The sequence below is a fragment of the Bradyrhizobium huanghuaihaiense genome (assembly GCF_007830635.1).
In the GTDB taxonomy this organism is placed as follows: domain Bacteria; phylum Pseudomonadota; class Alphaproteobacteria; order Rhizobiales; family Xanthobacteraceae; genus Bradyrhizobium; species Bradyrhizobium huanghuaihaiense.
The window spans coordinates 424,943-448,700 of sequence record NZ_VLLA01000003.1 but is presented as its reverse complement, the minus strand read 5'-3'; the positions used below and the strand labels follow the sequence as shown (position 1 = coordinate 448,700).

Below are 23,758 nucleotides of genomic sequence, written 5' to 3'. Positions count from 1 at the left end.
CTCGCCCCGCAAGCGGGGCGAGATGCTGAGGCTCAGGAACCGTCGAACTTGAACGATACGTTGAGCTTGGCGCGATAGGCCTCTACTTTTCCCTTGGCATCCAGTTGCATATCGAGTTTGACGACCTCTGCAACGCGAAGATCTCGTAGAGATTTTGCAGCTTGCTCGACCGCATTCGCGGCCGCCTTCTCCCATGAGTCGTTGCTGGTACCGACCAGTTCAATGACCTTGTAGACGCTATCAGGCATGTCGTCCTCCTGTTCGGTATGAAGCAGGAAGCAGGTGCTCCCTGCTGTTGTGAAATCTAGCATCAGGATATCGGCGCTGATACGACGCGATACGGTCTCGGACGTCGCTCTGGGCCGATAAGGGACAAATTGCATTTGGTGGGGGTGGCGGCTTTTGGCCCAACCTAGACCTCTGGTGCGGTCGGCTGATGCGCCGCTATCAGGCTCAGAGCGGACCTCGCACCTCGGGTTTATGAGTACGCGCCCTAGCGCAGCGGCCGCCCCTGTTCATCCACTGTCGTCCGGGCGTCGCGCAGCGCCCATTCGCGGATGACCTGACGGCAGCGGGTCAGCTCGGCTTCGCTCGCGGCATTCGCATCCTTCGACGCGCGCTCCACCATGGCTTTGCAATTCAACAGCACCGAGCGATCCTCCGCGTGCGCCGGCAGCGCGACCGCTGCGAGCCCCGCGACGACGAGGACCAGACGGATCGCCCCCGTCATCCCAGCTTCTCGCGCGCGAGCGCGGCGCCGGCGCCGAGCGCCATCAGCTTGGCTTCCGCGATCTCGCGCCGCATCGGCGCCATGCCGCAATTGGTGGTGGCGATGATGTTGCTCTTGGGCACGAATTTCGACACCGCCTCGATCACCTTCACGACGTCCTCGGCGGTCTCGACCGTGTCGCTGGCGACGTCGATCACTCCGGCCTGCACGATCTTGGTCTTCAGCAGAGCGAGCAGGTCGAGCGGCACCTTGGAATTGCGACACTCGATCGCGACCTGCTGGATCGGACTGGCATCGATCGCGGGGAAGATCTGCTCATATTGCCGCCATTGGCTCCCAAGCGTCTCCTTCCAGTCCGTATTGGCCTTGATGCCGTAGCCGTAGCAGATGTGCACGGCGGTGGTGCAGCTGAGGCCCTGCGCGGCGCGTTCCAGCGCCTTGATGCCCCAGTCGTTGACCTCGTCCATGTAGACGTTGAAGGCGGGCTCGTCGAACTGCACGAGATCGACGCCGTCGGCCTGCAACGCCTTGGCCTCCTCGTTCAGGAGCTCGGCGAAGGCAAAGGCCATCTTGACGCGGTCGCCATAGTAGCGGTCGGCGATGGTGTCGATGATGGTCATCGGGCCGGGCAGGGTGAATTTCAGCTTCTTCTTCGTGTGCGTGCGCGCGACGCGCGCCTCGAAGGCATGGACGCGGTCCTTTAGCCGGAGCGGCGCGACCACTTGCGGTACCATTGCCTTGTAGCGGTCCTTGCGGATTCCCATCTCGACCTTGTGGGCGAAATCGATGCCCTCGATCTTCTCCAGGAAGCCGTGCACGAAATGCTGCCGGGACTGCTCGCCTTCGGTGACGATATCGATGCCGGCGTCCTCCTGGATCTTCAGCCAGATCAGCGTCGCGTCACGCTTGGCGCGGGCAAGTTCGTCGCCTTCGGACTTCCAGGGCGCCCAGAGCATGTTGGGCTCGGCGAGCCATTCCGGCTTCGGCAGGGAGCCGGCGATCGTGGTTGGAAACAGCATGGCGGCCTCCCGGCAGGTTGAGTTGCGCCCCTTCCTGCCATGTCCTAACGTCGAGGTACAGAACAACGAAAGTCGCTCTCTATTCCAGCGGCGGCGACAGCGAAGGCCCAAGAAAGGGCCAGAGGAAAGGCCAATGGAAAGGTCATGATCGACCTCTATTACGCGCCGACGCCAAACGGCTGGAAAATCTCGATCATGCTGGAGGAACTCGGGCTCCCTTATAAGGTGATCCCGGTGAATATCCGCGCTGGCGAGCAGTTCGCGCCTGAGTTTCTGGCGACCAGTCCAAACAACCGCATTCCCGCGATCGTCGATCATGAGCCCGCCGACGGCGGCGCGCCGTTCTCGGCGTTCGAGACCGGCGCGATCCTGATCTATCTCGCGGAGAAGACCGGCCGCCTGCTGCCGGCTGATTTGCGCGGGCGCTCCACCACCATTCAATGGGTGATGTGGCAGATGGCGGGGTTGGGGCCGATGCTCGGCCAGCACGGCCATTTCGCGCTCTATGCGGCCGAGAAGATCCCTTATGCGATCGAGCGCTATCGCGACGAGGCGGCGCGGCTCTATGGCGTGCTCGACCGGCAATTGGCCAAAACCGGCGCCTATGTCGCCGGCGACTATTCCATCGCCGACATCGCCTGTTTTCCCTGGACCATGACCCACAAGGCGCAGGGCTTCACGCTCGACGACTATCCGAACGTCAAACGCTGGTACGCCGAGGTGCGGGCGCGGCCACAGGTGCAGGCGGGCCTTGCGATCGGAAAATTCGTGAAAGAGCCGTTCGACGAGGAATCACGCAAGATCATGTTCGGCCAGAGGGCTAAGGAAGTGTTGGGAAAGAGGTAGGCACTGCTGCCTCCTCGTCATTGCGAGCGAAGCGAAGCAATCCAGACTGGTTCCGCGGAAAGAGTCTGGATTGCTTCGTCGCTCCGCTCCTCGCAATGACGGGGAGAGATCGAGACAAACAAGCCACAAGGAAACGTCATGATCGAATTCTTCTTCGACTGCTCCAGCCCCTGGACCTATCTCGCCTTCCACAACATCCAGCCGCTGGCGAAAGAGCTTGGCGCCGAGATCGTCTGGCGGCCGATCCTGGTCGGCGGCATCTTCAACACCGTCAACCCCAGCGTCTACGCCCAGCGCGAGAAGCCGGTGCCGCTGAAGGCGCGCTACATGAAAAAGGATCTTGCCGATTGGGCGCGCTCGGCGGGCCTGTCGATCAAGATGCCGCCGACGGTGTTCCCGGTGAACAGCGTCAAGGCCATGCGCGGCTGCATCTGGCTCGGCAAAGACATGGTGCCGTTCGCGACCGCCTTGTTCGAGACCTATTGGGGCGAGGACAAGGACATCTCGCAGGACGCGGTGCTCGCCGGGATCTGCAAAAAGGTTGGCATCGACGAGCAGAAATTCTTCGCCGGCATTTCCGAGCAGGGCATCAAGGACCAGCTCAAGGCCAACACCGAAGAGGTCGTCGCGCGCGGCGGCTTCGGCTCGCCGACGATCTTTGTGGGCAAGACCGACATGTATTTCGGCAACGACCGCCTGCCGCTGATCCGCGAGGCCCTTGAGCGCAGCAAGGCGAGCGCGGCCTGATGGTGCGCGCTGTCGTCTGCCGCGCGCTCGGCGCGCCCGAAACGCTGCGGCTGGAGCAGTCTCCGTCGCGCGCCCTGGGGCCCGGCGAGGTGCGCGTCGCGATCCGCGCCGCTGGCTTGAATTTTCCTGATGTGCTGATGGCCGCCGGCGAATATCAGCTCAAGCCCGAGCTGCCGTTCACGCCGGGCATGGAGGCTGCCGGCGATGTCGCCGAAGTTGGCGCGGAGGCGAGGGGCGTCGCAATCGGCGACAAGGTCATCGTCAAGATGCGCCATGGCGCCTTTACTGACGAAGCCGTCGTGACGCCGGCGCAGCTCACCCCTAAGCCGTCGACGTTCGACTACGCGGAGGCCGCGACCTATCTCGCCGGCCACGGCACGGCCTATCACGCGCTGATCGATCGCGGCCGGGTCGAGCCGGGTGAGGTGCTGCTGGTGCACGGCGCCGGCGGGGGTGTCGGCCTTGCCGCCGTCGAGATCGGCAAGATGCTGGGTGCAACCGTGATCGCGACCGCCTCCAGCGATGAAAAGCTCGCGATCGCGAAATCGCGCGGCGCCGATCATCTCGTGCGCTACGACCGCGAGCCGTTTCGTGACGCCGTCAAGCGCATCACCGATGGTCGCGGCGCTGATGTCGTGTTCGATCCCGTCGGTGGCCAGGTCTTTGAAGACTCGATGCGCTGCATCGCCTGGGGCGCGCGGCTGCTGGTGATCGGTTTTACGGGCGGCATCGGCTCGGCCAAGACCAATCTCTTGCTGATCAAGGGCGCCAGCGTGCTCGGCGTGCGCGCCGGCGAAGCGGTACGGAAGAACCCCGCGCTCGGCGAGGTCCGCCTGAAGGCGCTCTTGCAATGGGCGGAGGAGGGCAAGCTGCGCCCCAACGTCTCGCACCGCCTGCCGCTGGAGGATTATGCGAAGGCGATGCGGCTCTTGATCGACCGCAAGGCGATCGGGCGCGTGGCGCTGGTGATGGAGTGACGGTGCTGTAGTGACGGTGCCGTAGGGTGGGCAAAGGCGCTCTTGCGCCGTGCCCACCATCCATCGGGAAGCAAAGCAAGAATGGTGGGCACGCTTCGCTTTGCCCACCCTACGAGAGCCTTACTTATACTCCCGCTCCGTCCACCACGGGAAATAGTCCGGCATATCGCTCGACACCTTGTTCTTGAACTGCGCCGGCCGCTTCTCCAGGAACGAGACCACGCCTTCCTTCACATCCTCCGAACGGCCGCGGGTGTAGATGCCGCGGCTGTCGACCTTGTGGGCTTCCATGGGATCATCGGCGCCCATCATGCGCCACATCATCTGGCGGATCAGCGCAACCGATACCGGCGCGGTCTTGGCGGCGAACTCCTTGGCGAGGGCGCGGGCGGTCGGGAGCAGATCGTCGGGAGCCACGACCTTGCTGACGAGACGCCCCGCCAGCGCTTCCTGCGCCGGGAAGACGCGACCCGAATAGCACCATTCCAGCGCCTGCGAGATGCCGACGATGCGCGGCAGGAACCAGCTCGAGGCGGCCTCGGGCACGATGCCGCGCTGGGAGAACACGAAGCCGAAGCGCGCGGCCTCCGAGGCGATGCGGATGTCCATCGCGAGCTGCATGGTGACGCCGATGCCGACGGCGGGGCCGTTCACCGCGGCGATGACGGGCTTGAGGCACTTGAAGATGCGCAAGGTCACCTGGCCGCCGCCGTCGCGCACCTGCGGGTCGCTGTAGTCGACCTTGCCGTCGGCAAAACGCTTGACGGGTCCGCGTCGCGCGTCGCGATCGAAGGTGTCGGCGCCCGACGACAGATCCGCGCCGGCGCAAAAGCCGCGGCCGGCGCCGGTGACGATGATGGCGCGGACATTGTCGTCCTTGTCGGCGGCGTCGAACGCGTCGATCAGCTCTCCTTGCATCTGCGCGTTGAAGGCGTTGAGCTTGTCGGGCCGGTTCAGCGTGATGGTGAGGATCTGCTCGGCTACCTCGTACTTGATCGTCTCATACGCCATGGGGGTTTCCTTCCGTTATTTGTTGTTCTCTCTGTAGCACGTCATTCCGGGGCGCGCGAAGCGCGAGCCCGGAATCCATTTGTCCACACCACTTGTGCGGATGAATGGATTCCGGGCTTGCGCCAAGAGGGCGCAACCCGGAATGACTTGAATTCAAGCTACTTTGCCGGCGGCTTCGGCCAGGGCTTCTGCGCGCCGCGCAGGCCCTCGAACGCTTTGGCCATGCCGAGCACGCCGATGTCGTCGAAGCGGCGGCCGACGATCTGCACGCCGATGGGAAAACCGTTGGCGTCGAAACCGCCGTTGAGGGAGACCGCAGGGTTCTCCGACATATTCCACGGCACGGTATAGCAGATGTGCTCGAACGGCCTCATGGGATCATTGGTGGGTGAAGCCCAGTCCGCCGGATAGTTCACGTTCGACGCGGTCGGCGAGATCACGTAGTCGAGCTCGCAGAACAACTTTGATGCCGCCGCGCGGATCGCCATGGTCTGGTTGAAGCCGCGGATGACGTCGACACCAGAGAGCTTCGCGCCGGACTCGCCCCACTTGAAGATGTAGGGCAGCACCTTTGCCTGTTCAGCCGGCGTCAGCTTCGACAGATCGTCCCACATCCTCGCGCGCCAGAAATTGTCGAGGCCGTCGAGCATCTCGCGCGTCAAAATGCCGTCGACTTCGGTGACGACGCTACCTGCGGATTCGAACGCCTTTGCGGCCTTCACGGCAACGTCACGGACCGGCCTTTCTGCCGGCAGGCCGACGCCGGCATCGAGCATCAGCCCGATGCGCAGCTTGCGCGGGGACTTCTCCAGTCCCTTCCAGTTGAGCGGCTCGGCGGGCAGGCTCATGCCGTCGCGCCGGTCGGGTTTTGCAATCGCGCTCATCATCAGCGCGCAATCATCGACGGTGCGGGTCATGGGACCGGCGACACGGCCGACATAGGTGGGATCGATCGGCACGCGGCCAAAGCTCGGCTTCAGGCCGACGAGGCCGCACCAGCCTGCGGGCAGCCGAACCGAGCCGCCGATATCGGTTCCGAGATGCAGGGGACCATAGCCGGCCGCGGCAGCGGCGCCTGCGCCCGCGCTGGAGCCGCCGGGGTTCTTGCTGAGGTCCCAGGGATTGCGCGCGAGCGCATGGAAGCTGGAGAGCCCGGAGGACAGCATGCCGTAATCGGGCATCGTGGTCTTGGCGAAGATGATCGCGCCGGCCTCGCGCAGACGCGCGGCTGGCGGGGCGTCCTTCTCGGCCGGCACCAGCTTGACGCTGGCCGCGCCCAGCGGCACCGGCACCCCCCTGGTCGCGATGTTGTCCTTCACCGTGACAGGCACGCCGTCGAGTGCACCTGCCGGCTCGCCGCCGGTCCAGCGCGCGGTCGAGGCCTTTGCGGCCTCGCGCGCGCTGTCAGGGTCGAACGCATAGAGCGCCTTCAGATGCGGTTCCCACGCAGCGACATGCGTGAGCACGTCCTCCAGCACCTCGCTCGGCGAGAACTGTTTTGCGCGATAGCCCGCGATCAGATCGACCGCGGACAGATCGTGCAGCGAGGTGACCGTCTCCTGAGGGCTCTTCTTATGCATTGCTAGCCCGCCGGCATGCGCGTTTCGATGATGCGGGCGAACATGCTGGCACCGATCGGGAGGATCTTGTCGTCGAGCACGAAGCCGGGATTGTGCACCGGCACCGAGCCGTCATGACCAACCCAGAAATAGGCGCCGGGAATGGTCTCCAGCATGTCGGCGAAATCCTCGCTGCCCATCTTCGGCTGGGCGCGGGTGATCACGTTGGCGGGATCGACGATGGTGCGCGCGACCTCCTCGACCACCTTGGACTGCTCGACCTGGTTGACCAGCACGCCGAAGGTGTCACGGATGTCGGCTTCGATCGTGCACTGATAGGCGGCCGCGATGCCGGCGCAGATCGTGCGGATGCGTTCGGCGATCAGGGCGCGGACTTCATTCGAGAACGTACGGATGGTGCCGCACAGATGCGCTTCGCCGGGGATGACGTTATAGGCGGAACCCGCATGGATCTGGGTGATCGAGATGACGGCGGCCTGCAGCGGCTCGACGTTGCGGCTGACGATGGTCTGGATCGCCTGAGCCAGCGTCGTGGCGATGATCACCGCGTCCTTGGAGCGTTCGGGCATCGCGCCATGCGCGCCGTAGCCGGTGATGCGAAGGTCGAAGAAGTCGGCGCTGGCCATCGCCGGGCCGGGCAGGATCGCGATCTCGCCATGGTTGAGGTCGGGCGCGTTGTGCAGGCCGTAGAGCTCGTCGCAGGGGAACTTCTCGAACAGCCCGTCCTTGATCATGGCGCGGGCGCCGCCGAGGCCTTCCTCGGCCGGCTGGAAGATCAGATGCACGGTGCCGTCGAAATTCCGGGTCTCGGCGAGATAGCGCGCGGTGCCGAGCAGCATCGTGGTGTGGCCGTCATGGCCGCAGCCGTGGAAGCGGCCGGGGATCTTCGAGCTCCATTTCAGATTGGTGTTCTCTTCCATCGGCAGCGCGTCCATGTCGGCGCGGAGGCCAATGCGCTTGCCGCCCGAACCCTTGCCCTTGATGACGCCGATCACGCCGGTGCCGCCGAGGCCGCGATGCACCTCGATGCCCCAGCTCTTCAGCTTGTCGGCAACGATGCCGGAGGTGCGTACTTCCTCGAAGCCGATCTCGGGGTGGGCGTGGAGGTCGCGCCTGATGGCGGTGAGTTCGTCGGCATAGCCGTCGATGCGGTCGATGGTGGGCATGTGTCCTGTCCGGTTAGCGTGAAGGGGATTTGAAAGCGGGGCCGTTCGGCTTGATGCGGATGCCCGGGCGCAGGCGCGTCCAGGGGAGAGACGCGGTGTCGGCCGGCATCGCGCCGGGCGCGGCGCAGATCATCAGCTTCTCCGCGATCGGCTCGAAATCGGCGCGGAAGTGCACCGAGCTCTTGTTGACCAGAATCTTCTCTTGCGTCGGCTCGATGCCGACATAGCGGTACATCGCCTGGTCGGCGAGCTGCGCCTTGTGCGAGGAGACGACGACGCGGACGTCGCCGATGCGCAAGGCTGCGGAGGGACCCATCTCCATCTCGCGGCCGCCGTAATAGGGACCGGGCGCGATGAAGCGGCCGTCGGAGAGCTTTTCCACGACAAAGGTCTCGGTATAGGGCGCGTCGCCGGGGATGCCTGACTTGCCGCCGAGCGACAGCGTCACGGTGGCGCCGACGCCGGCCGCGTGCGCGGCCTTCGCCGATTCCGGATCGTAGATGGCGCCGGTCGCGGCACTCGCCTTGTTCCGCACCAGCGCACGCAGCATGCCCGTGGTGTCGGAATCGCCGCCGGCGCCGGGATTGTCCTGGGTGTCGGCGATGATGATCGGCTTGCTCGCGCCCTTCGAAAGTTCCATCGCATGGCGCACGCCGTCGTCGGGTGTCCAGATCTTGCCGTCGAAATCGTCCTCGTGGCTTTCGATCAGCTTGACGATCGCGTCCGTCGCCCGGTCCGCGTCTTCTTGCGTCTTGCCATAGGCGAACACACTCGGGCCGCAGTCGCGAAAATCGGCGGCGGGGAAGCCGGGCGCGAAGGACAGTGTCGGAACCGCATCGCTCTCCAGCGCAGCGAGCTTTTCGTAGATGCCCCTGGTGGGGAAGTCGTTGGTGCATTGCCAGCTGATCGCGATCAGGAACGGCAATTGCCGGAACGACTTTGCAAAGCGCTGCTTCGTCTTCAGCAGCAGCGCGAGATGCTTTGCACAGGCGCGGCCGGTGTCGGCCATGTCGACATGCGGATAGGTGCGATAGGCGATCAGCGCGTCCGCATGATCCATCATTGCGGGCGTGACATTGGCGTGCAGGTCGAGGCTTGCGACCAGCGGAACATCCTTGCCGATGACGCGCCGCACACGCGCCAAAATCTCGCCTTCGCCGTCGTCGAGATGCTCGGTCACCATCGCGCCGTGCAGGTCGAGATAGACCGCGTCGATCGGGCCCGCGGCTTTGATGCCGTCGACCATGACCTTCACGATGCGCTCGAACGCATCCTTGGTGACATGCGCCGACGGGCTCGCACCGCAGGCAATGGTCGGGATGAGTTCCCAGCCGTTCGCTTCGGCGCTGTCGACGAAACCGGCAAGGCCGACATTGATGCGCCGCATCACCCTCAAGACGTCGGCACCTTCAGTCATCGCCGGCCAGCCGCCGCCATGCTGGAAATCCGCGAACGTCGCCTTGGTCGGGGCGAAAGTGTTGGTCTCGTGCAGGAAGCCGCCGACGGCGATACGTGTCATCAATTCAAGTCCGGTCAATCAGGAGTGCGCGACGTTAGCCCCGGCTTTGCGAGGAGAGCAAGGCGAGAAGCAATCGCGCCATGCATAGGGTCAAGACGTTTTGGGAATGCTGCGGATGCGGTGGGTGTTGTGAGAGGAGGCGCTTCCACAAATTCAGTGTCGTCCCGGCGAAGGCCGGGACCCATACCCCCAGGGAGATGTTTGGCGAAGACTCGTCCGGTACTTTCACCATCCGCAATCGTTAAATCACGCGGTATGGGTCCCGGCGTTCGCCGGGACGACACCGAGAGCGTAGCTACAGCGTCGCCCCCACACCCTCCGCCACCGGCCGGAAGTTCGCAAAGTCCCAGTCACGTCCCGGCGCCGCATCCAGCAGCGCCTTGGTGTAGGCCTCCTTCGGATGCGTCAGCACTTCGGCGGCGGGGCCCTGTTCGACGACACGGCCGTGCTGCATCACCACGACCTCGTCGCAGATCTGCGCTGCGACGCGCAGGTCATGGGTGATGAACAGGATGGCGATGCCGAGCCGCTTCTGGATCTCGTCGAGCAGTTCCAGCACCTGCGCCTGCACCGAGACGTCGAGCGCGGAGACGGCTTCGTCCGCGACCAGCACGTCCGGATCGAGCGCGAGGGCGCGGGCGATCGCGATACGCTGGCGCTGGCCGCCGGAGAACTGGTGCGGATAGCGCGACACCGCGTCGGCCGGCAGGCCGACGAGCTCGAGCAGCTCGCGGGCGCGCTTCATCGCGTCCGCATGCGAGGTGCCGTAATTGATCGGGCCTTCGGCGATGCTCTCGCCGACGGTCACGCGCGGGTTGAGCGAGCGGTAGGGATCCTGGAACACGATCTGGATCTTCTGCCGGTGCGGCTGCAGCAGGCGGCGCGAGATGTCGGAGATCTCGCGGCCGGCCAGGCGCACGCCGCCCGAGGTCGGATCGATCAGGCGGACGATGCAGCGCGCCACAGTGGACTTGCCCGAGCCGCTCTCACCGACGATGCCGAGCGTGCGGCCCTTGCGCAGCGTCAGAGTGACCTTGTCGGCGGCGACGACCTCGCGGCCTTTGCCGAAGAACGCACGCTCCTTGTAGACCTTGCTGAGGTCGTTGGCCTCGAGCACGACAGGCTCGCGGCTCTCCTCGCGCGGCGGCCGCGGCACCAGGCTCGGCACCGAGGCCAGCAGGTTGCGGGTATACTCCATGGTCGGATTGCGCAGCACGGTCTCGAGCGGACCGGTCTCGACGAGACGGCCCTGCCGCATCACCGCGACGCGATCGGCGATCTCGGCCACCACGCCCATGTCGTGGGTGATGAACAGCACGGCGGTGCCGTGATCGCGCTGGAGGTCGCGGATCAGGGTCAAAATCTGCTTCTGCGTGGTGACGTCGAGCGCGGTGGTCGGCTCGTCGGCGATCAGCAGCTTGGGCTCCAGCACGAGCGCCATCGCGATCATGATGCGCTGGCGCTGGCCGCCGGAGAGGCGGTGCGGGTAGGAGGCGAAGATTCGCTCGACCTGGGGCAGGCGGACCTGCTCCATCATGTCGAGGATGCGCTTCTTGCGCGCCCTCGCATCGAGCTTGGTGTGGGCGCGCAGCACCTCGTCGATCTGGCGGCCGACCGGCACCACCGGATTGAGCGCGGTCATCGGCTCCTGGAAGATCATCGCCATCTGCGTCGCGCGGAGCTGGCGCAGGCGGCGGTCGGTGGCGGTGAGCAGCTCCTCGCCGACCAGCTTGACGCTGCCGGAGGTCGGCACCAGCGTGCCCTTCGGCAACAGGCCCATCGTGGTGAGCGAGGTCACCGATTTGCCCGAGCCGCTTTCGCCGACGAGGCACAGCGTCTCGCGCTCGCGCACCTGGATCGAGATGCCGTCGATGATCTTCGCACCGCCCGGCTTCTTGCCGACGGAGACGACGAGGTTGTTGATGTCGAGAACAGGGTTGGTCATCAGGTCACTCCGTCGTCATTGCGAGGAAGCCCGCGACAAAATTGCAGAGCAATTTTGCGCTGGCGACGAAGCAATCCAGAATCTTTCCGCGGAGGCAGACTGGATTGCTTCGCTTCGCTCGCAATGACGGAACAAGGGGATGGGTCGGCGAAACAAATCACTTCCCCTCCCGCTGCTTCATGCGGGGATCGAGGGCGTCACGGGCGGCGTCGCCGATCAGGTTGATGCTGAGGATGGCGATCGAGAGCAAAAGGCCCGGCCAGAAGATCAGCGACGGCTTGATCTGGAAGTACTGGCGGCCCTCGGCCATGATGTTTCCCCAGGTCGGCGTCTCCGGCGAGATGCCGGCGCCGAGGAAGGAGAGGATCGCCTCGGTGAGGATCGCGGAGGCGCAGACATAGGTGCCCTGGACGATCAGCGGCGCGATCGTGTTCGGCATCAGGTGGCGCCACATGATCTTCGGCAGGCTCGAGCCGACCGAGATCGCAGCCTCGACGTAAGGCTCCTCGCGTGCCGACAGCACGACCGAGCGGACCAGGCGCGCGACGCGTGGAATCTCGGGGATCGTGATCGCGATCAGCACGGTCCAGATGCTGGCGCCGGAGAGCGAGACCACCGCGATCGCGAGCAGGATGCTCGGCATCGCCATCAGGCCGTCCATGATGCGCATCATCACGGAATCGACCAGCTTGAAGAAGCCGGAGACGAGGCCGATCGAAAGGCCGATGACGATCGACAGGATCGCCGAGCCGATGCCGATCAGAAGCGAGATGCGGCCGCCATAGACCACGCGCGACAACAGGTCGCGTCCGTATGCGTCGGTGCCGAGCAGGAATTGCGCCGAAGCCGGCTTCAATCGCTGCGACGGCGCAAGCTGGATCGGATCATGCGGCGCGATCAGCGGCGCGAGGATCGAGATCACCACGATCAGGGCGAGCAGGAACGTCGCCGTCGCGATGATCGGCGTCGAGGTCAGGAATCCGAAGCGCGGCCGCAGCGGCGACGTGATCGGAATGGACGACTGGGGAAGGGTATCGACCGACATTTGTTCTTGTCCTTGCCTCAGTACCGGATCCGGGGATCGAGCAGGGTATAGGCGACGTCGATGAGAAGATTGACGACGACGTAGATCAGCGACGTCAGCAGGATCATGGCCTGGATCACCGGATAGTCGCGCGCCAGCACCGCATCGACGGTGAGGCGCCCGATGCCGGGGATGTTGAACACGCTCTCGGTGACGACGACGCCGGAGATCAGCAGCGCAAAGCCGGTGCCGATCACGGTGATCACGGGCACGGCGGCATTGCGCAGCGCATGCCGCATCATCACGGCAACCTCGTTGATGCCTTTCGCACGTGCCGTTCGCACGTAATCTTCGCCGAGAACGTCGAGCATCGCCGCGCGCGTCATGCGCGCGATCAGCGCGATGTAGATGAAGGACAGGGCGCAGGTCGGCAGGATCATGCGCTCGAAGAACGGCCCGAAACCGTTGAAGATGCTGCGGAAGCCCTGCACCGGCACCAGGCGCAGATCGATCGCGAAGACCTCGATCAGGACATAGCCGACCACGAACACCGGCACCGAGAAGCCCAGGACCGACAGGCCCATCACGAAACGGTCGATCCAGGTGCCGTGCTTCCACGCCGCGATCACCCCCAAGGGAACCGCGACGATGACGGCGAGGATGATGGTGCACAGCGCGATCGAGATCGACGGCTCGACGCGCTGGCCGATCATCTTCATCACCGGCAGGTTGGAGATCAGCGATGTTCCGAGGTCGCCGTGCAGCAGCTTGTTCACCCAGGTGATGAACTGCACGATCAGGGGCTCGTTGAGGCCGAGCGATTCGCGGATGCGCTCGAGCCGCTCCGGCGTCGCATTGTCGCCGGCGAGGATCGCGGCGGGATCGCCCGGCGTCAGCCGCAGCAGCAGGAACACGAACAGCGCGACGACGCCCATCACGGGCACCGCGGCCAGAACGCGGCGAATGAGATAACCTAGCATGCACCTATCTCCGGCTGCGGAACTTGTGGGGCCCTGGAGCGCCCGTGGATTCGAACGTGTCTATCATGCGCGCCTGTCACTCGGGCTGGGAAAGCCGGCCGGAGATGCCGGTCTTTCGGGGCAAATTGTGTGCCAAGGGCAGGGCAGTCGCAAGAGGCCGCCCCGCGCCCGATGGAAACCACTCAGGATGCATGGCGATACTCGCGCTCAACCCCAAGTGAAGGCACGGTCGGCGGCGCATTGAGCCCGCGCCAACCGTCGATGGTCCCGGCGATCATCTGCGCGGTGGCGGCCGAAAGGGTCCAGCCGAGATGGCCGTGGCCGGTGTTGAAGAACACGCCCGGAATCCGCCCCGCGCGCACCACCGGCATCATGTTCGGCATCATCGGGCGCAGCCCGGCCCAGGGCACGATGCGCGAGGTCTCGATGGCGGGGAAGTTGCTGCGCACCCAGTCGACCAGCGGCTGCACGCGGTCGGCGCGGATGTCGCGATTGAAGTCGTTGAACTCGGCGGTGCCGGCAACGCGAAAGCGATCGGCACCGAGCCGGCTGGTGACGATCTTGGCGGCTTCGTCGAGCAGGCTCACGGTCGGCGTCGCGTTGCGGCTCTCGGCGGTGTCGAGCTGCACGGTGATCGAGTAGCCCTTCACCGGGTAGACGTTGATGCGATCGTCGAGGAGGGCCGCGAAGTGGCGGCTGGCGACGCCGGCGCAGACCACGACACCGTCCGCCTTCAGCATGCCGCGCGCGGAGGCGAGGGCATCGCTTGCAGCAAGATCGGCCCAGCCGAGCACGAAGCCGCTGCCGACGCGCGCGATTGAATCGATATTGGCCTCGTGGATGAAGGTCGCGCCGCGCCGCTTGCAGGCGTCCGCCAGCCCGCGGGTGAACTTGTGGATATCGCCGGTCGCATCCGACGGCGTGTAGAAGCCGCCATAATACGCCTTGCGCAGCGTCGGCTCGATCGCGCGGATCTCCTCCGGCGTCACCGGACGGCGATCGAGGCCACCTTCCTGCAGCAGCGCGTTGACGCGCAGGCCGGATTCGAAACCCGTCTTGTCGTGATAGATGTGGAGGATGCCGCGGCGCTCGAGATCGAAGTCGATGCCTTCGCGCGCCGCGATCTCGAACAGATGCTTGCGGGCTTCGATCGCGAGCCGCGTAGTCTCGATCGTGTTGGCGCGGTAGTTGCCGATGTTGGCGACGAACTCGCTCATCCACGAATATTTGTGCCAGTTCGGCCGCGGGTTCATCAGCAGCGGCGCGTCGCGCCGGAACATCCAGCGCAGGCCTTTCAGGATCGTCGCGGTGCTGTTCCACACTTCGGCATTGCTGGCGGAGAGCTGTCCGCCATTGGCGAATGATGTCTCCATCGCGGCATAACGGTGCTTGTCGAGCACCGTCACCTCAAAGCCGCGTTCGAGCAGGGCATAGGCAGTCGTCACGCCGGTGATGCCGGCGCCGATGATGGCGATATGGGTCATGGCAGGTTCGGGGCTCCCGTGAGTTAGGATAGGCTGACCGCCGGCCAAAGGCCGTTGGCGGCGCCCCATCTGTCACGGTTACCTGAGAGCTTGATCCGCTGCGGATCACGCAACGGACTATCCCCTTCGGTGGACGCCACGATTGCCTGAAATCGCGCCGCCTCTCTCCAGATCGTCCTGACGATACGGTCCTTTTGCCTGAGAGTTTCCGGGGCGGTTGCTCCGTCGGCGCCGCAACGAAAGCCGAAAACCTTCGTTGCGATCTCTCCCGCATCGTCGCGTGGACGATCGAGCAGTACGATACGCCTCATTTTTAGACAAGGCTAAATTTAGACCGCGACTGCCAACGCATTGTGCAGTGCGATGTTGTCGCAGTCATTCCGGGGCGCGCGTAGCGCGAACCCCGAATCTCGAGATTCTCAGGTGCGCAATCGCGCACCATAGTTCGATGCTGTGGCATCGCCCCGGAATGACGGCTGCGCGTCACTCCAGCGTCGCCAGCAATCCCGCCATCAAGCGCCCGCGTTCGACGAGGCTATCGATCTCGATGAACTCCTCGAGCGTGTGGCCGTTGCCGCCGCGCACGCCAAGGCCATCGAGAGTTGGGATTCCCATCGCACCGGTGAAGTTGCCGTCGGAGCCGCCGCCGGAGCTCGCATGCGGTAATTCCGCGCCGAGGGATTTGGCGATGCCGCGCGCCTTCTCGTACAGCGCCATGGTGCCGGCATCCGGCTCCCACACCGGCCGCGTTACGCCGCGGGTGACCTTGAAGGTGACGTCGTTGTTGGCGCCCGAGAGTGCCAGCATCCGCTCGACGCCGCGGTCGAGATCGGCCTGGCGCTTGGCCATCGACAGCGCTTCGCCGGTCGCGGTCGTGGCAACGCAGTTGACCCATTGTCCGCCATGCACGACGCCGACCGAGAAGGTGCAGTCCTCCGTCGTCATCGCGTCGATCGCGAGAATCTGCCGTGCCATTTCGCGGATTGCCGAACGGCCCGCCGACAGCGTCGCGCCGGCGTGGCTCGGCCGTCCCGTCGCTTCGAGATTGAAGCGTGCGATGGCGTAACGTCCGGTGGTGACGCCGTTGTCGGCGCGGCCGGGCTCGGGCACCAGCACGTATTTATTGCGCGCGGCTTCCGCCTCGATGATGTCGCGCGTCGAAGGCGTGCCGATTTCCTCGTCGGGCGTGAACAGCACGGTGATCGGCAGCGGCGTCGTGAACGAGGCGCGCGCCAGCTGCCGGATCGCTTCCAGCGAGAGATAGTTGCCGCCCTTCATGTCGTAGATGCCGGGGCCGTAGCACCTGTTGCCCTCGCGCCGCCATTTCAGCTTCTCGATGGTGCCGACCGGATGGACGGTATCCATGTGACCGGCGATCAGGATTCCCGGCTCGCCCTGTTTCGGATGCGGAAAACGCGCGCGGATCACGCCGCCAAAACCCTGACGGCCGGCGATGCGCTCGATCGTCGCACCCATGATGGCCATATCCCGCGCTGCGATATCGAGCATGCGGTTCACCGCGTTCGCGTCCCAGGTCGGGCTCTCGCATTCCACCCAGGTGCGCAGGCCCTCGAGCATGGCCTCGGAATCGAAGGGAAGATTGGCTGGATTCATCTTAATGTCTCTCAAGCTGCGAAAGATGGAACGCGCATTGCATCGGCGCGGGGCAGGACAAGCGGAGAGCGTTGTAGAGCCAATCCGATCTTTGTGGAGCCCGTGCGCGCGCTGCGAGGGCTTGCGACGAAACCGGATTGACGCGCTCAACACTGTCTGCAAGTCTCGAAAAGATAAAGGCATTGCATGAGGTTAGTTCGCCCAAGGAACGAACCGGATGCTCAACCAATAACCTGCCTTTGAACAGTTTCACGTCAGGAGAAACTTTTTATGTCCAACTTCATGCGCCGGGGGCCTCGCGCGTTCGCCTCCAAACTTGCGCTGTCGGTCGTCGCGCTTTCAACGGCACTGGCCTCGCCGGTGCTTGCGGCCGGCAAGACCCTTACCGCGGTGATGCATTCCGACCTTCGCATCATCGATCCGATCTTCACCACGGCCTACATCACGCGTGACCATGGCTACATGGTCTACGACACGCTGGTGGCCCCCGATTCGAATTTCAAGATCCAGCCGCAGATGGCGGACTGGAAGATCTCCGACGACAAGCTCACCTACACCTTCAAGCTGCGCGACGGCCTGAAGTGGCATGACGGCGCGCCCGTGACGGCGGAAGACTGCGTCGCCTCGCTCAAGCGCTGGGCCGCGGTCGACGGCATGGGCCAGAAGCTCTGGGACTTCACCGCGAGCCTCGAGGCGACCGACGCCAAGACCATCACTCTGAAGCTGAAGGAACCCTACGGCCTCGTCCTCGACTCCATCGGCAAGCCGTCCTCGCGCGTCGCCTTCATGATGCCGAAGCGTCTCGCCGAGGTGCCGCCGGACAAGCAGATCCCCGAGCAGATCGGCTCGGGTCCCTTCAAGTTCGTGCAGGGCGAATTCCAGCCCGGCGTGAAGGCGGTCTACGTCAAGAACACCGATTACGTGCCGCGCAAGGAGCCGGCGAGCTGGACCTCCGGCGGCAAGGTGGTGAAGGTCGACCGCGTCGAGTGGATCACGATGCCGGACTCGCAGACCGCGGTGAACGCGCTGCAGTCGGGCGACATCGACTTCATGGAAAACCTGCCCTACGACATGCTGCCGGTGCTGGAAGCGAACAAGGAGCTCACGATCGAGGTCTCCAACAAGTTCGGTTTCCAGACCCTCGGCCGGATGAACTTCCTCTATCCGCCGTTCGACAACGTGAAGGTGCGCCGTGCTGCCTTGCTGGCGATGAACCAGAAGGACGTTCTCGACGCGCTCGTCGGCAATGCCAAGTACCAGAAGATCTGCGGCGCGTTCTTCGTCTGCGACACGCCGTTCGCGACCGAGGTCGGCGCCGAAACCCTGGTGAAGGGCAACGGCATGGCGGAAGCCAAGAAGGCGCTCGCCGAGTCCGGCTACGACGGCACCCCGGTCGTGGTGATGGCGCCTGGCGACGTCACGACGCTCAAGGCGCAGCCGATCGTGGCTGCCCAGCTGCTGCGCGAGGCCGGCTTCAAGGTCGACCTGCAGGCGACCGACTGGCAGACGGTGGTGAGCCGCCGCGCCAGCCAGAAGCCGCCGAAGGAGGGTGGCTGGAACATGTTCTTCACCAACTGGGTCGCGGCCGACGTGTCCAACCCGATCGCCAATCTTTCGATCGGCGGCCAGGGCAAGAAGGGCTGGTTCGGCTGGGCGGAAGACGCCAAGATCGAGCAGCTCAAGGACGCCTTCGTCCGCGCGTCCTCGATCGACGAGCAGAAGAAGATCGCGGCCGACATCCAGAAGGAAGCCTATGAGCAGGTGATCTACATCCCGCTCGGGCAGTACCTGCTGCCGAGCGGCTGGCGCAAATCGCTGACCGGCGTGCTCGACGGCCCCGCAACGCCGCTGTTCTGGAACGTCGACAAGTCTGAGTAAACCCCAGTCCAAGTAAGGAAAGGCGCATCGCGCGCCTTTCGTCCCGAACGTTAAGCGGCGCCGCTGTCATCAGCGGCGCCGCTTGCCTGGAGAACTGCCAAAAGAACTTACAAGAAAATTGCCAAAAGAACCGTCAGGAGACCTTCGATGTTCGAAATGATGCGCCGGGGACGTCTCGCGTTTGCTTCAAGACTTGCGCTTTCGGTGGTGGCCCTTTCCGCGCTGGCCTCGCCGGTTCTTGCCGCAGGCAAGACCATCACCGCCGTGATGCATTCGGATCTGCGCATCCTCGATCCGATCTTCACCAGCGCCTACATCTCGCGCGACCATGGCTACATGGTCTACGACACGCTGATCGCGACGGATTCGAACTTCAAGATCCAGCCGCAGATGGCGGATTGGAAGATCTCCGACGACAAGCTGACCTACACTTTCACGCTCCGCGACGGTCTGAAGTGGCATGACGGCGCGCCCGTCACCGCGGAAGATTGCGTCGCCTCCCTGAAGCGCTGGGCCGCTGTCGACGGGATGGGGCAGCAGATGATGCTGTTCACCGCGAGCATCGAGGCGACCGATCCCAAGACCATCACGCTGAAGCTGAAGGAGCCGTACGCGCTCGTGCTGGAATCGATCGGCAAGCCGTCCTCGCGGGTCGCCTTCATGATGCCGAAACGTCTCGCCGAGACGCCGGTGGACAAGCAGATCCCGGAGCAGATCGGCTCCGGCCCCTTCAAATTCGTGCAGGGCGAATTCCAGCCAGGCGTGAAGTCGGTCTATGTCAAGAACGCCGACTATGTGCCGCGCAAGGAGCCGGCGAGCTGGACCACCGGCGGCAAGGTGGTGAAGGTCGACCGCGTCGAATGGATCACGATGCCGGACGCGCAGACGGCGTTGAACGCGCTGCAGTCGGGCGACGTCGATTTCATGGAATTTCCTGCCATCGAAATGTTGCCCGCCATCGAAGCCGACAAGGAGCTCAAGATCGAGATCCTGAACAAGTTCGGATTCCAGACGGGCGCACGGATGAACTTCCTCCATCCGCCGTTCGACAACGTCAAGGTCCGCCGCGCCGCATTCCTGGCGGTCAAGCAGAAGGACGTGCTCGATGCGCTGATCGGCAATCCCAAATACTACAAGACTTGTGCTGCGGCCTTCATCTGCGACACGCCGTTCGCGACGGACATTGGCGGCGAGACCCTCGCGAAGGGCGGCGACATGGCTGCGGCCAGGAAGGCGCTCGCCGAGTCCGGTTACGATGGGACACCGGTCGTGCTCATGGCGCCGGGCGACGTGCTGCTGCTGAAGGCGCAACCGATCGTGGTGGCTCAGCAACTGCGCGAAGCCGGCTTCAAGATCGACCTGCAGGCGACCGACTGGCAGACGGTGGTGAGCCGGCGCGCCAGCCAGAAGCCCCCGAAGGAGGGCGGCTGGAACATGTTCATCACCAACTGGGTCAGCGCCGACGTGGACAACCCGATCTCCAACGTCGCCGTCGGCGGGCAGGGCAGGAAGGGCGGCTGGTTCGGCTGGGCTGAGGACGCCAAGATCGAGCAGCTCAAGGACGCCTTCGTTCGCGCGACCTCGGCGGAGGAGCAGAAGAAGATCGCGGCCGAGATCCAGAAGGAAGCCTATGACCAGGTGCTTTACATGCCGCTGGGTCAATATCAGGCGCCGAGCGCGTGGCGGAAGTCGCTCACCGGCGTGCTCGACGGCCCGGCAACCCCGGTGTTCTGGAACATCGACAAGTCAGAGTAAGGGAAGGGTGCGGCCTCGCACCTTTCGCTCCGAACGTTACGCCAACGTTACGCCGCGGTGCCGCTGTCGTCAGCGGCGCCGTTTTTGTTTGTTATTCTTGCGTGGGGTGAGAGGGCGGGCCGCTTTTTAATTTTTCCAGTTTCCAATTGTTGCTATTTGTTTCCATCCTGAAATAGATGTGGCGTCTTCGCATCACTTTCCTGTCCTCAGTTGCTTCCCGTGCCGTTCGATTTTGCATTCCAGGCGATGGCCGAACGGTCCGATCGCGCGCCGGCGCGCTGGCGCCGGCCTTTCCTGCGTTGGCTCGACCACGTCGAGGCGGGCTGGGCCGTGCCGCTTCTCATCGCCTGCTTCGTTGCAATCTGGACGCTCTATCTGCGCATTGCCTATGCCGGTAGCGGCCTGCACCCCGATACGCTTGAGGCCTGGGCGCTGGGACGGAATTTCGCCTTCGGCTATCACAAGCATCCGCCGCTGATGGGGTGGGTTACGGCAGCCTGGACCTCGGTGTTTGCGCTCAGCGACTGGTCGCTGCAATTGATGGCGATGGCCAATGCCGGGCTCGCGCTGTTCTTCGTCGATCTGATCTCGCGGCGGTTCGTGACCGGGCACAAGCGCGTGCTGGTGCTGCTGCTGTTGATGCTGACGCCGGCCTATCAATTCCACGCCCAGCGTTTCAACGCCAATGCGGTGCTGCTTGCGATCTGGCCGCTGGCGACCTGGTGCTTCCTGCGCGCGTTCGAGACGCGCACCGCGCCATGGGCGGTTGCGGTCGGATTCACGACGGCGCTGGCGATGGTCGGCAAATATTACTCGATCTTCCTCGTCGCGAGCTTCGCCTTTGCCGCGTTGGCGCACCCGGAGCGGCGCGCCTATTTCTTCTCGGCATCGCCCTGGATTTCGGTCATCGTCGGGCTCGCAGCGCTGTCGCCGCATCTGTATTGGCTCGCGACGACCGGCGCATCGACCTTCACCTATGCGTTGGCCCACGCAAACGGCAATGTGGTGAGCTCGCTCAGTGAGGTCAGAAACTTCCTGCTGGGGCTGGCGGCCGCCGCGAGCGTGTCGGCGGTGTTCTGGGCGTTGATCGCCGGCACGCGGCTGAAGCAGTTTCCGGCCGACTTTGCCGCGATGAGCGCGGGCCTGCGACTTCTCTTCTACGTTGCGGTCGGAACGATCGCGCTGCCGGTGCTGATTTCGCTCGCGATGGGGACCGATTTGCCGTCGCTATGGGCGTTGCAGGGGCTGTTCCTGTTCGCAGTTCTCGTGGTCTGCGGCACGCGCTATCCGATCGAGCGCTTCTACACCGTCAACGTCACGGTGATCGTGGCCGGCGTCGCGCTTGCCGCCGTTCTGGTCGCAGCCCCGATCCATGCCGCCTATCGCAACGACCACGGCTATGAAGAAGGCCGGAATTTCTACGCGCAGGCGGCCAACGAGTTGACCCGCGAATGGCGCGAGCTGACCGGCGAGCCTCTGAGCGCCGTCAGCGGCGACGATTCGCTGGCGTTTGCGACCGCATTCTACAGCCCCGACCATCCGCGTTATGCACGGCCGTTCGCGTATCAGTATAATTGGGGCCTGCCGCGCAAGACGACGCTGGACCGCGGCTGGGCCGCGCTCTGTTTCCGCGGCCAGGACTATTGCATCCGCTGGATGGAGGGGGTGTCTTCGCGCGCCGAGCATTTCGTCAAGCGCGAGTTCACGGTGCAGGCAATGCTTTGGGGCAAGCCCGGCGTGACGCGTGAGGTGGTTGTATTGATGGTGCCGCCGCGCGGAAGAAGCTCGGCACCGGAGGGCGCTGCCGAAGAATTCAGCGCCAGCAGGCGGGCTGCGGAGTAGGGCGCGGGCTCAGCAATGGCTGTCGCGCACTTGCTCCAGCCCTTCGCTGGCAAATGGTGCGGTGAACGCGGCCTGCTCCGCATTCGGCTCGGAATGCTTCAAGTCCTTCGGCTCCGAGGCGTGGTGGTCTTTGCGGAGTTCCAGTTCCATGGCAGAGGCCTTTCGAATTGCTGCAGTACAACATCGAGGCCGCCGGGAAGTTCCTCAACTCACGGGACGATGATGCGGCCTGAACAGCCGTCCTTTTTCCACCACCAGCACGATCGCGAGCGCAGCCAGCGTCGACAGGAAGAAGCCGACCGAGAACGGCAGCAGCGTGCCGTCAAAGCTCTGGCCGATCGCCATGCCGACCACGATGCCGATCAGGGTCGTGATCGAGCCGTAGAGCGATGAAGCGGTGCCGGCGATGTGGCCCTGCGGCTCCATGGCGAGCGCAGTGAAGTTCGCGACCATCATGCCGAACGAGAACATCATCAGCGCCGAGAGCACCATGAACAGGGAGAGCGGCAGCACGCCGAGAATCTCCGTCAGCAGCATCACGCCCGCCACCACGGTATAGAGCGTCAGCGCGCCATGCGAGATCACGCGCATGCCGAGCCGTCCGACCAGCTGCGAATTGAGGAAGCCGGCCACGGCGGTGCCTGCCGCGATCGCGGCGAAAGCGAGCGGAAAGTAGCGACCGAGATGATAGACGCCGGTGAAGACCTGCTGGGCGCAGAACACATAGGCAAACAGCGCGCCGATGACGCTGCCGGCAGCCGTCGCATAGCCGATGGTCTGGCGGTTGGTCACCGTCTGGCGGAAGGCCGAGAGCACGTCGGCGGGCGCCAGCGACCTGCGTTCCGATTCGGGGAGCGTTTCGGGCAGCCGCAGCACGCACCATGCGAGCGCGAGCAGGCCGTAGAGCATCAGCACGACGAAGATGCCGCGCCAGGCCGTCACCAGCAGCACCGCCTGTCCGAATGACGGCGCGATCACGGGCACCGCGATGAACACCATCATCGCGAGCGACATCACGCTCGCCATGCGGCGGCCGACATAGCAGTCGCGCACGATCGAGGTCGCGATCACGCGGGTTGCCGAGGTGCCGAGCCCTTGCAGCGCGCGCGCCAGCAGCAGCGTCTCGAACGAGGGCGCGGCGACCGCCAGCACGCTCGCGACCGCATAGACCGCCATGCCGCCGAGCAGCACCGGGCGGCGGCCGAAGCGATCCGACAACGGGCCCATGACGAACTGGCCGACGCCGAAGCCGATCAGGAAGGTCGACAGCACCAGCTGGAGATGATTGGCGACGGGGATACTGAATGCCGCCCCGATATTGGGCAGCGCAGGCAGCATCATGTCCATCGCGAGCGGATTGAGCGCCATGATGGACGCGATCACGATGACGAATTCGGGAAAACCCATGGGCCGGTGTCCGGAGGACACCCAATCGTCGGCATTGACGTCGGACAAGAAGCTCACCTCTAGAAATCAGGGCTTTTTCTAGCGCCCATGCTGCGGCGCACAACCCATGTTTCGGGATGGCTGTCAGGCGGGGCGAAGGCGGACACGAGTTGGTGAGGTAGCCTGTCACCCCGGCGGCGGCGTCAAGGGGTTGTTGGTCCCCACCGGCCCCCGGAGGCGCGCCGGCAACCAGCC

Annotated in this window: 20 protein-coding genes and 2 riboswitches; of the genes, 6 read left to right on the top strand and 14 right to left on the bottom strand. The window is 64.6% G+C overall.

Features of this window, described 5'->3' with window-relative positions; translation table 11 throughout:
- Positions 1-32 precede the first annotated feature (32 nt).
- From IQ16_RS09980 to IQ16_RS09970, 3 genes are all read right to left on the bottom strand, one after another.
- Entirely contained in the window at positions 33-248 is a 216-nt protein-coding gene (locus IQ16_RS09980; RefSeq protein ID WP_026312625.1) for a dodecin family protein, read from the bottom strand.
- 245 nt (positions 249-493) lie between these two features.
- Entirely contained in the window at positions 494-730 is a 237-nt protein-coding gene (locus tag IQ16_RS09975; protein ID WP_018647016.1) for a hypothetical protein, read from the bottom strand.
- On the bottom strand, positions 727-1,749 hold the full coding sequence (locus tag IQ16_RS09970) for a methionine synthase (RefSeq protein WP_018647017.1): 1,023 nt from the start codon (positions 1,747-1,749) through the stop codon (positions 727-729). Before IQ16_RS09970 ends, IQ16_RS09975 begins: the two co-directional genes overlap by 4 nt.
- 144 nt (positions 1,750-1,893) lie before the next feature.
- Here IQ16_RS09970 and IQ16_RS09965 point away from each other — a divergent pair, with 144 nt between their 5' ends.
- The 3 genes from IQ16_RS09965 to IQ16_RS09955 all read left to right on the top strand — a co-directional run bounded on the left by IQ16_RS09965 (position 1,894) and on the right by IQ16_RS09955 (position 4,319).
- Entirely contained in the window at positions 1,894-2,595 is a 702-nt protein-coding gene (locus IQ16_RS09965) for a glutathione S-transferase N-terminal domain-containing protein (RefSeq protein WP_018647018.1), read from the top strand.
- A gap of 138 nt (positions 2,596-2,733) precedes the next feature.
- Positions 2,734-3,342 carry a 2-hydroxychromene-2-carboxylate isomerase gene (locus tag IQ16_RS09960; RefSeq protein WP_018647019.1) on the top strand — a complete coding sequence of 203 codons (609 nt, stop codon included), beginning with the start codon at positions 2,734-2,736 and terminating at the stop codon, positions 3,340-3,342.
- On the top strand, positions 3,342-4,319 hold the full coding sequence (locus IQ16_RS09955; protein ID WP_018647020.1) for an NADPH:quinone oxidoreductase family protein: 978 nt from the start codon (positions 3,342-3,344) through the stop codon (positions 4,317-4,319). The genes IQ16_RS09960 and IQ16_RS09955 overlap by 1 nt, the downstream gene beginning before the upstream one ends.
- A 120-nt stretch (positions 4,320-4,439) precedes the next feature.
- Here the strand turns inward: IQ16_RS09955 and IQ16_RS09950 are convergent, their stop codons facing one another.
- From IQ16_RS09950 to IQ16_RS09910, 9 genes are all read right to left on the bottom strand, one after another.
- A complete protein-coding gene (locus IQ16_RS09950) occupies positions 4,440-5,330 on the bottom strand; it encodes a crotonase/enoyl-CoA hydratase family protein (protein WP_018647021.1) in 891 nt (296 codons plus the stop codon).
- Positions 5,331-5,488: 158 nt separating this feature from the next.
- Entirely contained in the window at positions 5,489-6,910 is a 1,422-nt protein-coding gene (locus IQ16_RS09945; protein ID WP_018647022.1) for an amidase, read from the bottom strand.
- A 2-nt stretch (positions 6,911-6,912) separates the two neighbouring features.
- Positions 6,913-8,076 (bottom strand): M20 aminoacylase family protein, encoded by a 1,164-nt coding sequence (locus IQ16_RS09940; protein ID WP_018647023.1) that lies wholly within the window; start codon positions 8,074-8,076, stop codon positions 6,913-6,915.
- Between the two features lie 13 nt (positions 8,077-8,089).
- Positions 8,090-9,595 carry a M81 family metallopeptidase gene (locus IQ16_RS09935; RefSeq protein WP_018647024.1) on the bottom strand — a complete coding sequence of 502 codons (1,506 nt, stop codon included), beginning with the start codon at positions 9,593-9,595 and terminating at the stop codon, positions 8,090-8,092.
- A 295-nt stretch (positions 9,596-9,890) separates the two neighbouring features.
- Positions 9,891-11,540, bottom strand: coding sequence for an ABC transporter ATP-binding protein (locus tag IQ16_RS09930; protein ID WP_018647025.1), 1,650 nt, complete (start codon positions 11,538-11,540; stop codon positions 9,891-9,893).
- Positions 11,541-11,697: 157 nt separating this feature from the next.
- Positions 11,698-12,585, bottom strand: coding sequence for an ABC transporter permease (locus tag IQ16_RS09925; RefSeq protein ID WP_018647026.1), 888 nt, complete (start codon positions 12,583-12,585; stop codon positions 11,698-11,700).
- 17 nt (positions 12,586-12,602) lie between these two features.
- On the bottom strand, positions 12,603-13,544 hold the full coding sequence (locus tag IQ16_RS09920; protein ID WP_018647027.1) for an ABC transporter permease: 942 nt from the start codon (positions 13,542-13,544) through the stop codon (positions 12,603-12,605).
- 182 nt (positions 13,545-13,726) lie between these two features.
- Entirely contained in the window at positions 13,727-15,028 is a 1,302-nt protein-coding gene (locus IQ16_RS09915) for a D-amino acid dehydrogenase (protein ID WP_018647028.1), read from the bottom strand.
- Between the two features lie 67 nt (positions 15,029-15,095).
- A riboswitch (glycine riboswitch) is annotated at positions 15,096-15,201 on the bottom strand.
- Positions 15,202-15,204: 3 nt separating this feature from the next.
- Positions 15,205-15,309, bottom strand: a riboswitch (glycine riboswitch).
- A gap of 202 nt (positions 15,310-15,511) precedes the next feature.
- Positions 15,512-16,642 (bottom strand): M20/M25/M40 family metallo-hydrolase, encoded by a 1,131-nt coding sequence (locus tag IQ16_RS09910; protein ID WP_018647030.1) that lies wholly within the window; start codon positions 16,640-16,642, stop codon positions 15,512-15,514.
- A gap of 270 nt (positions 16,643-16,912) precedes the next feature.
- On the opposite strand from IQ16_RS09910, the gene IQ16_RS09905 reads away from it, so the two are divergent.
- The 3 genes from IQ16_RS09905 to IQ16_RS09895 all read left to right on the top strand — a co-directional run bounded on the left by IQ16_RS09905 (position 16,913) and on the right by IQ16_RS09895 (position 22,117).
- Entirely contained in the window at positions 16,913-18,520 is a 1,608-nt protein-coding gene (locus IQ16_RS09905; RefSeq protein ID WP_018647031.1) for an ABC transporter substrate-binding protein, read from the top strand.
- Positions 18,521-18,667: 147 nt separating this feature from the next.
- On the top strand, positions 18,668-20,275 hold the full coding sequence (locus IQ16_RS09900; protein WP_018647032.1) for an ABC transporter substrate-binding protein: 1,608 nt from the start codon (positions 18,668-18,670) through the stop codon (positions 20,273-20,275).
- A gap of 210 nt (positions 20,276-20,485) precedes the next feature.
- Complete coding sequence (locus IQ16_RS09895) at positions 20,486-22,117, top strand: glycosyltransferase family 39 protein (RefSeq protein ID WP_018647033.1); 1,632 nt, start codon at positions 20,486-20,488, stop codon at positions 22,115-22,117.
- A 9-nt stretch (positions 22,118-22,126) separates the two neighbouring features.
- Here the strand turns inward: IQ16_RS09895 and IQ16_RS45545 are convergent, their stop codons facing one another.
- Positions 22,127-22,267, bottom strand: coding sequence for a hypothetical protein (locus IQ16_RS45545; RefSeq protein ID WP_018647034.1), 141 nt, complete (start codon positions 22,265-22,267; stop codon positions 22,127-22,129).
- Positions 22,268-22,321: 54 nt separating this feature from the next.
- On the bottom strand, positions 22,322-23,572 hold the full coding sequence (locus IQ16_RS09890) for a multidrug effflux MFS transporter (RefSeq protein ID WP_145831435.1): 1,251 nt from the start codon (positions 23,570-23,572) through the stop codon (positions 22,322-22,324).
- Between the last annotated feature and the right edge of the window lie 186 nt (positions 23,573-23,758).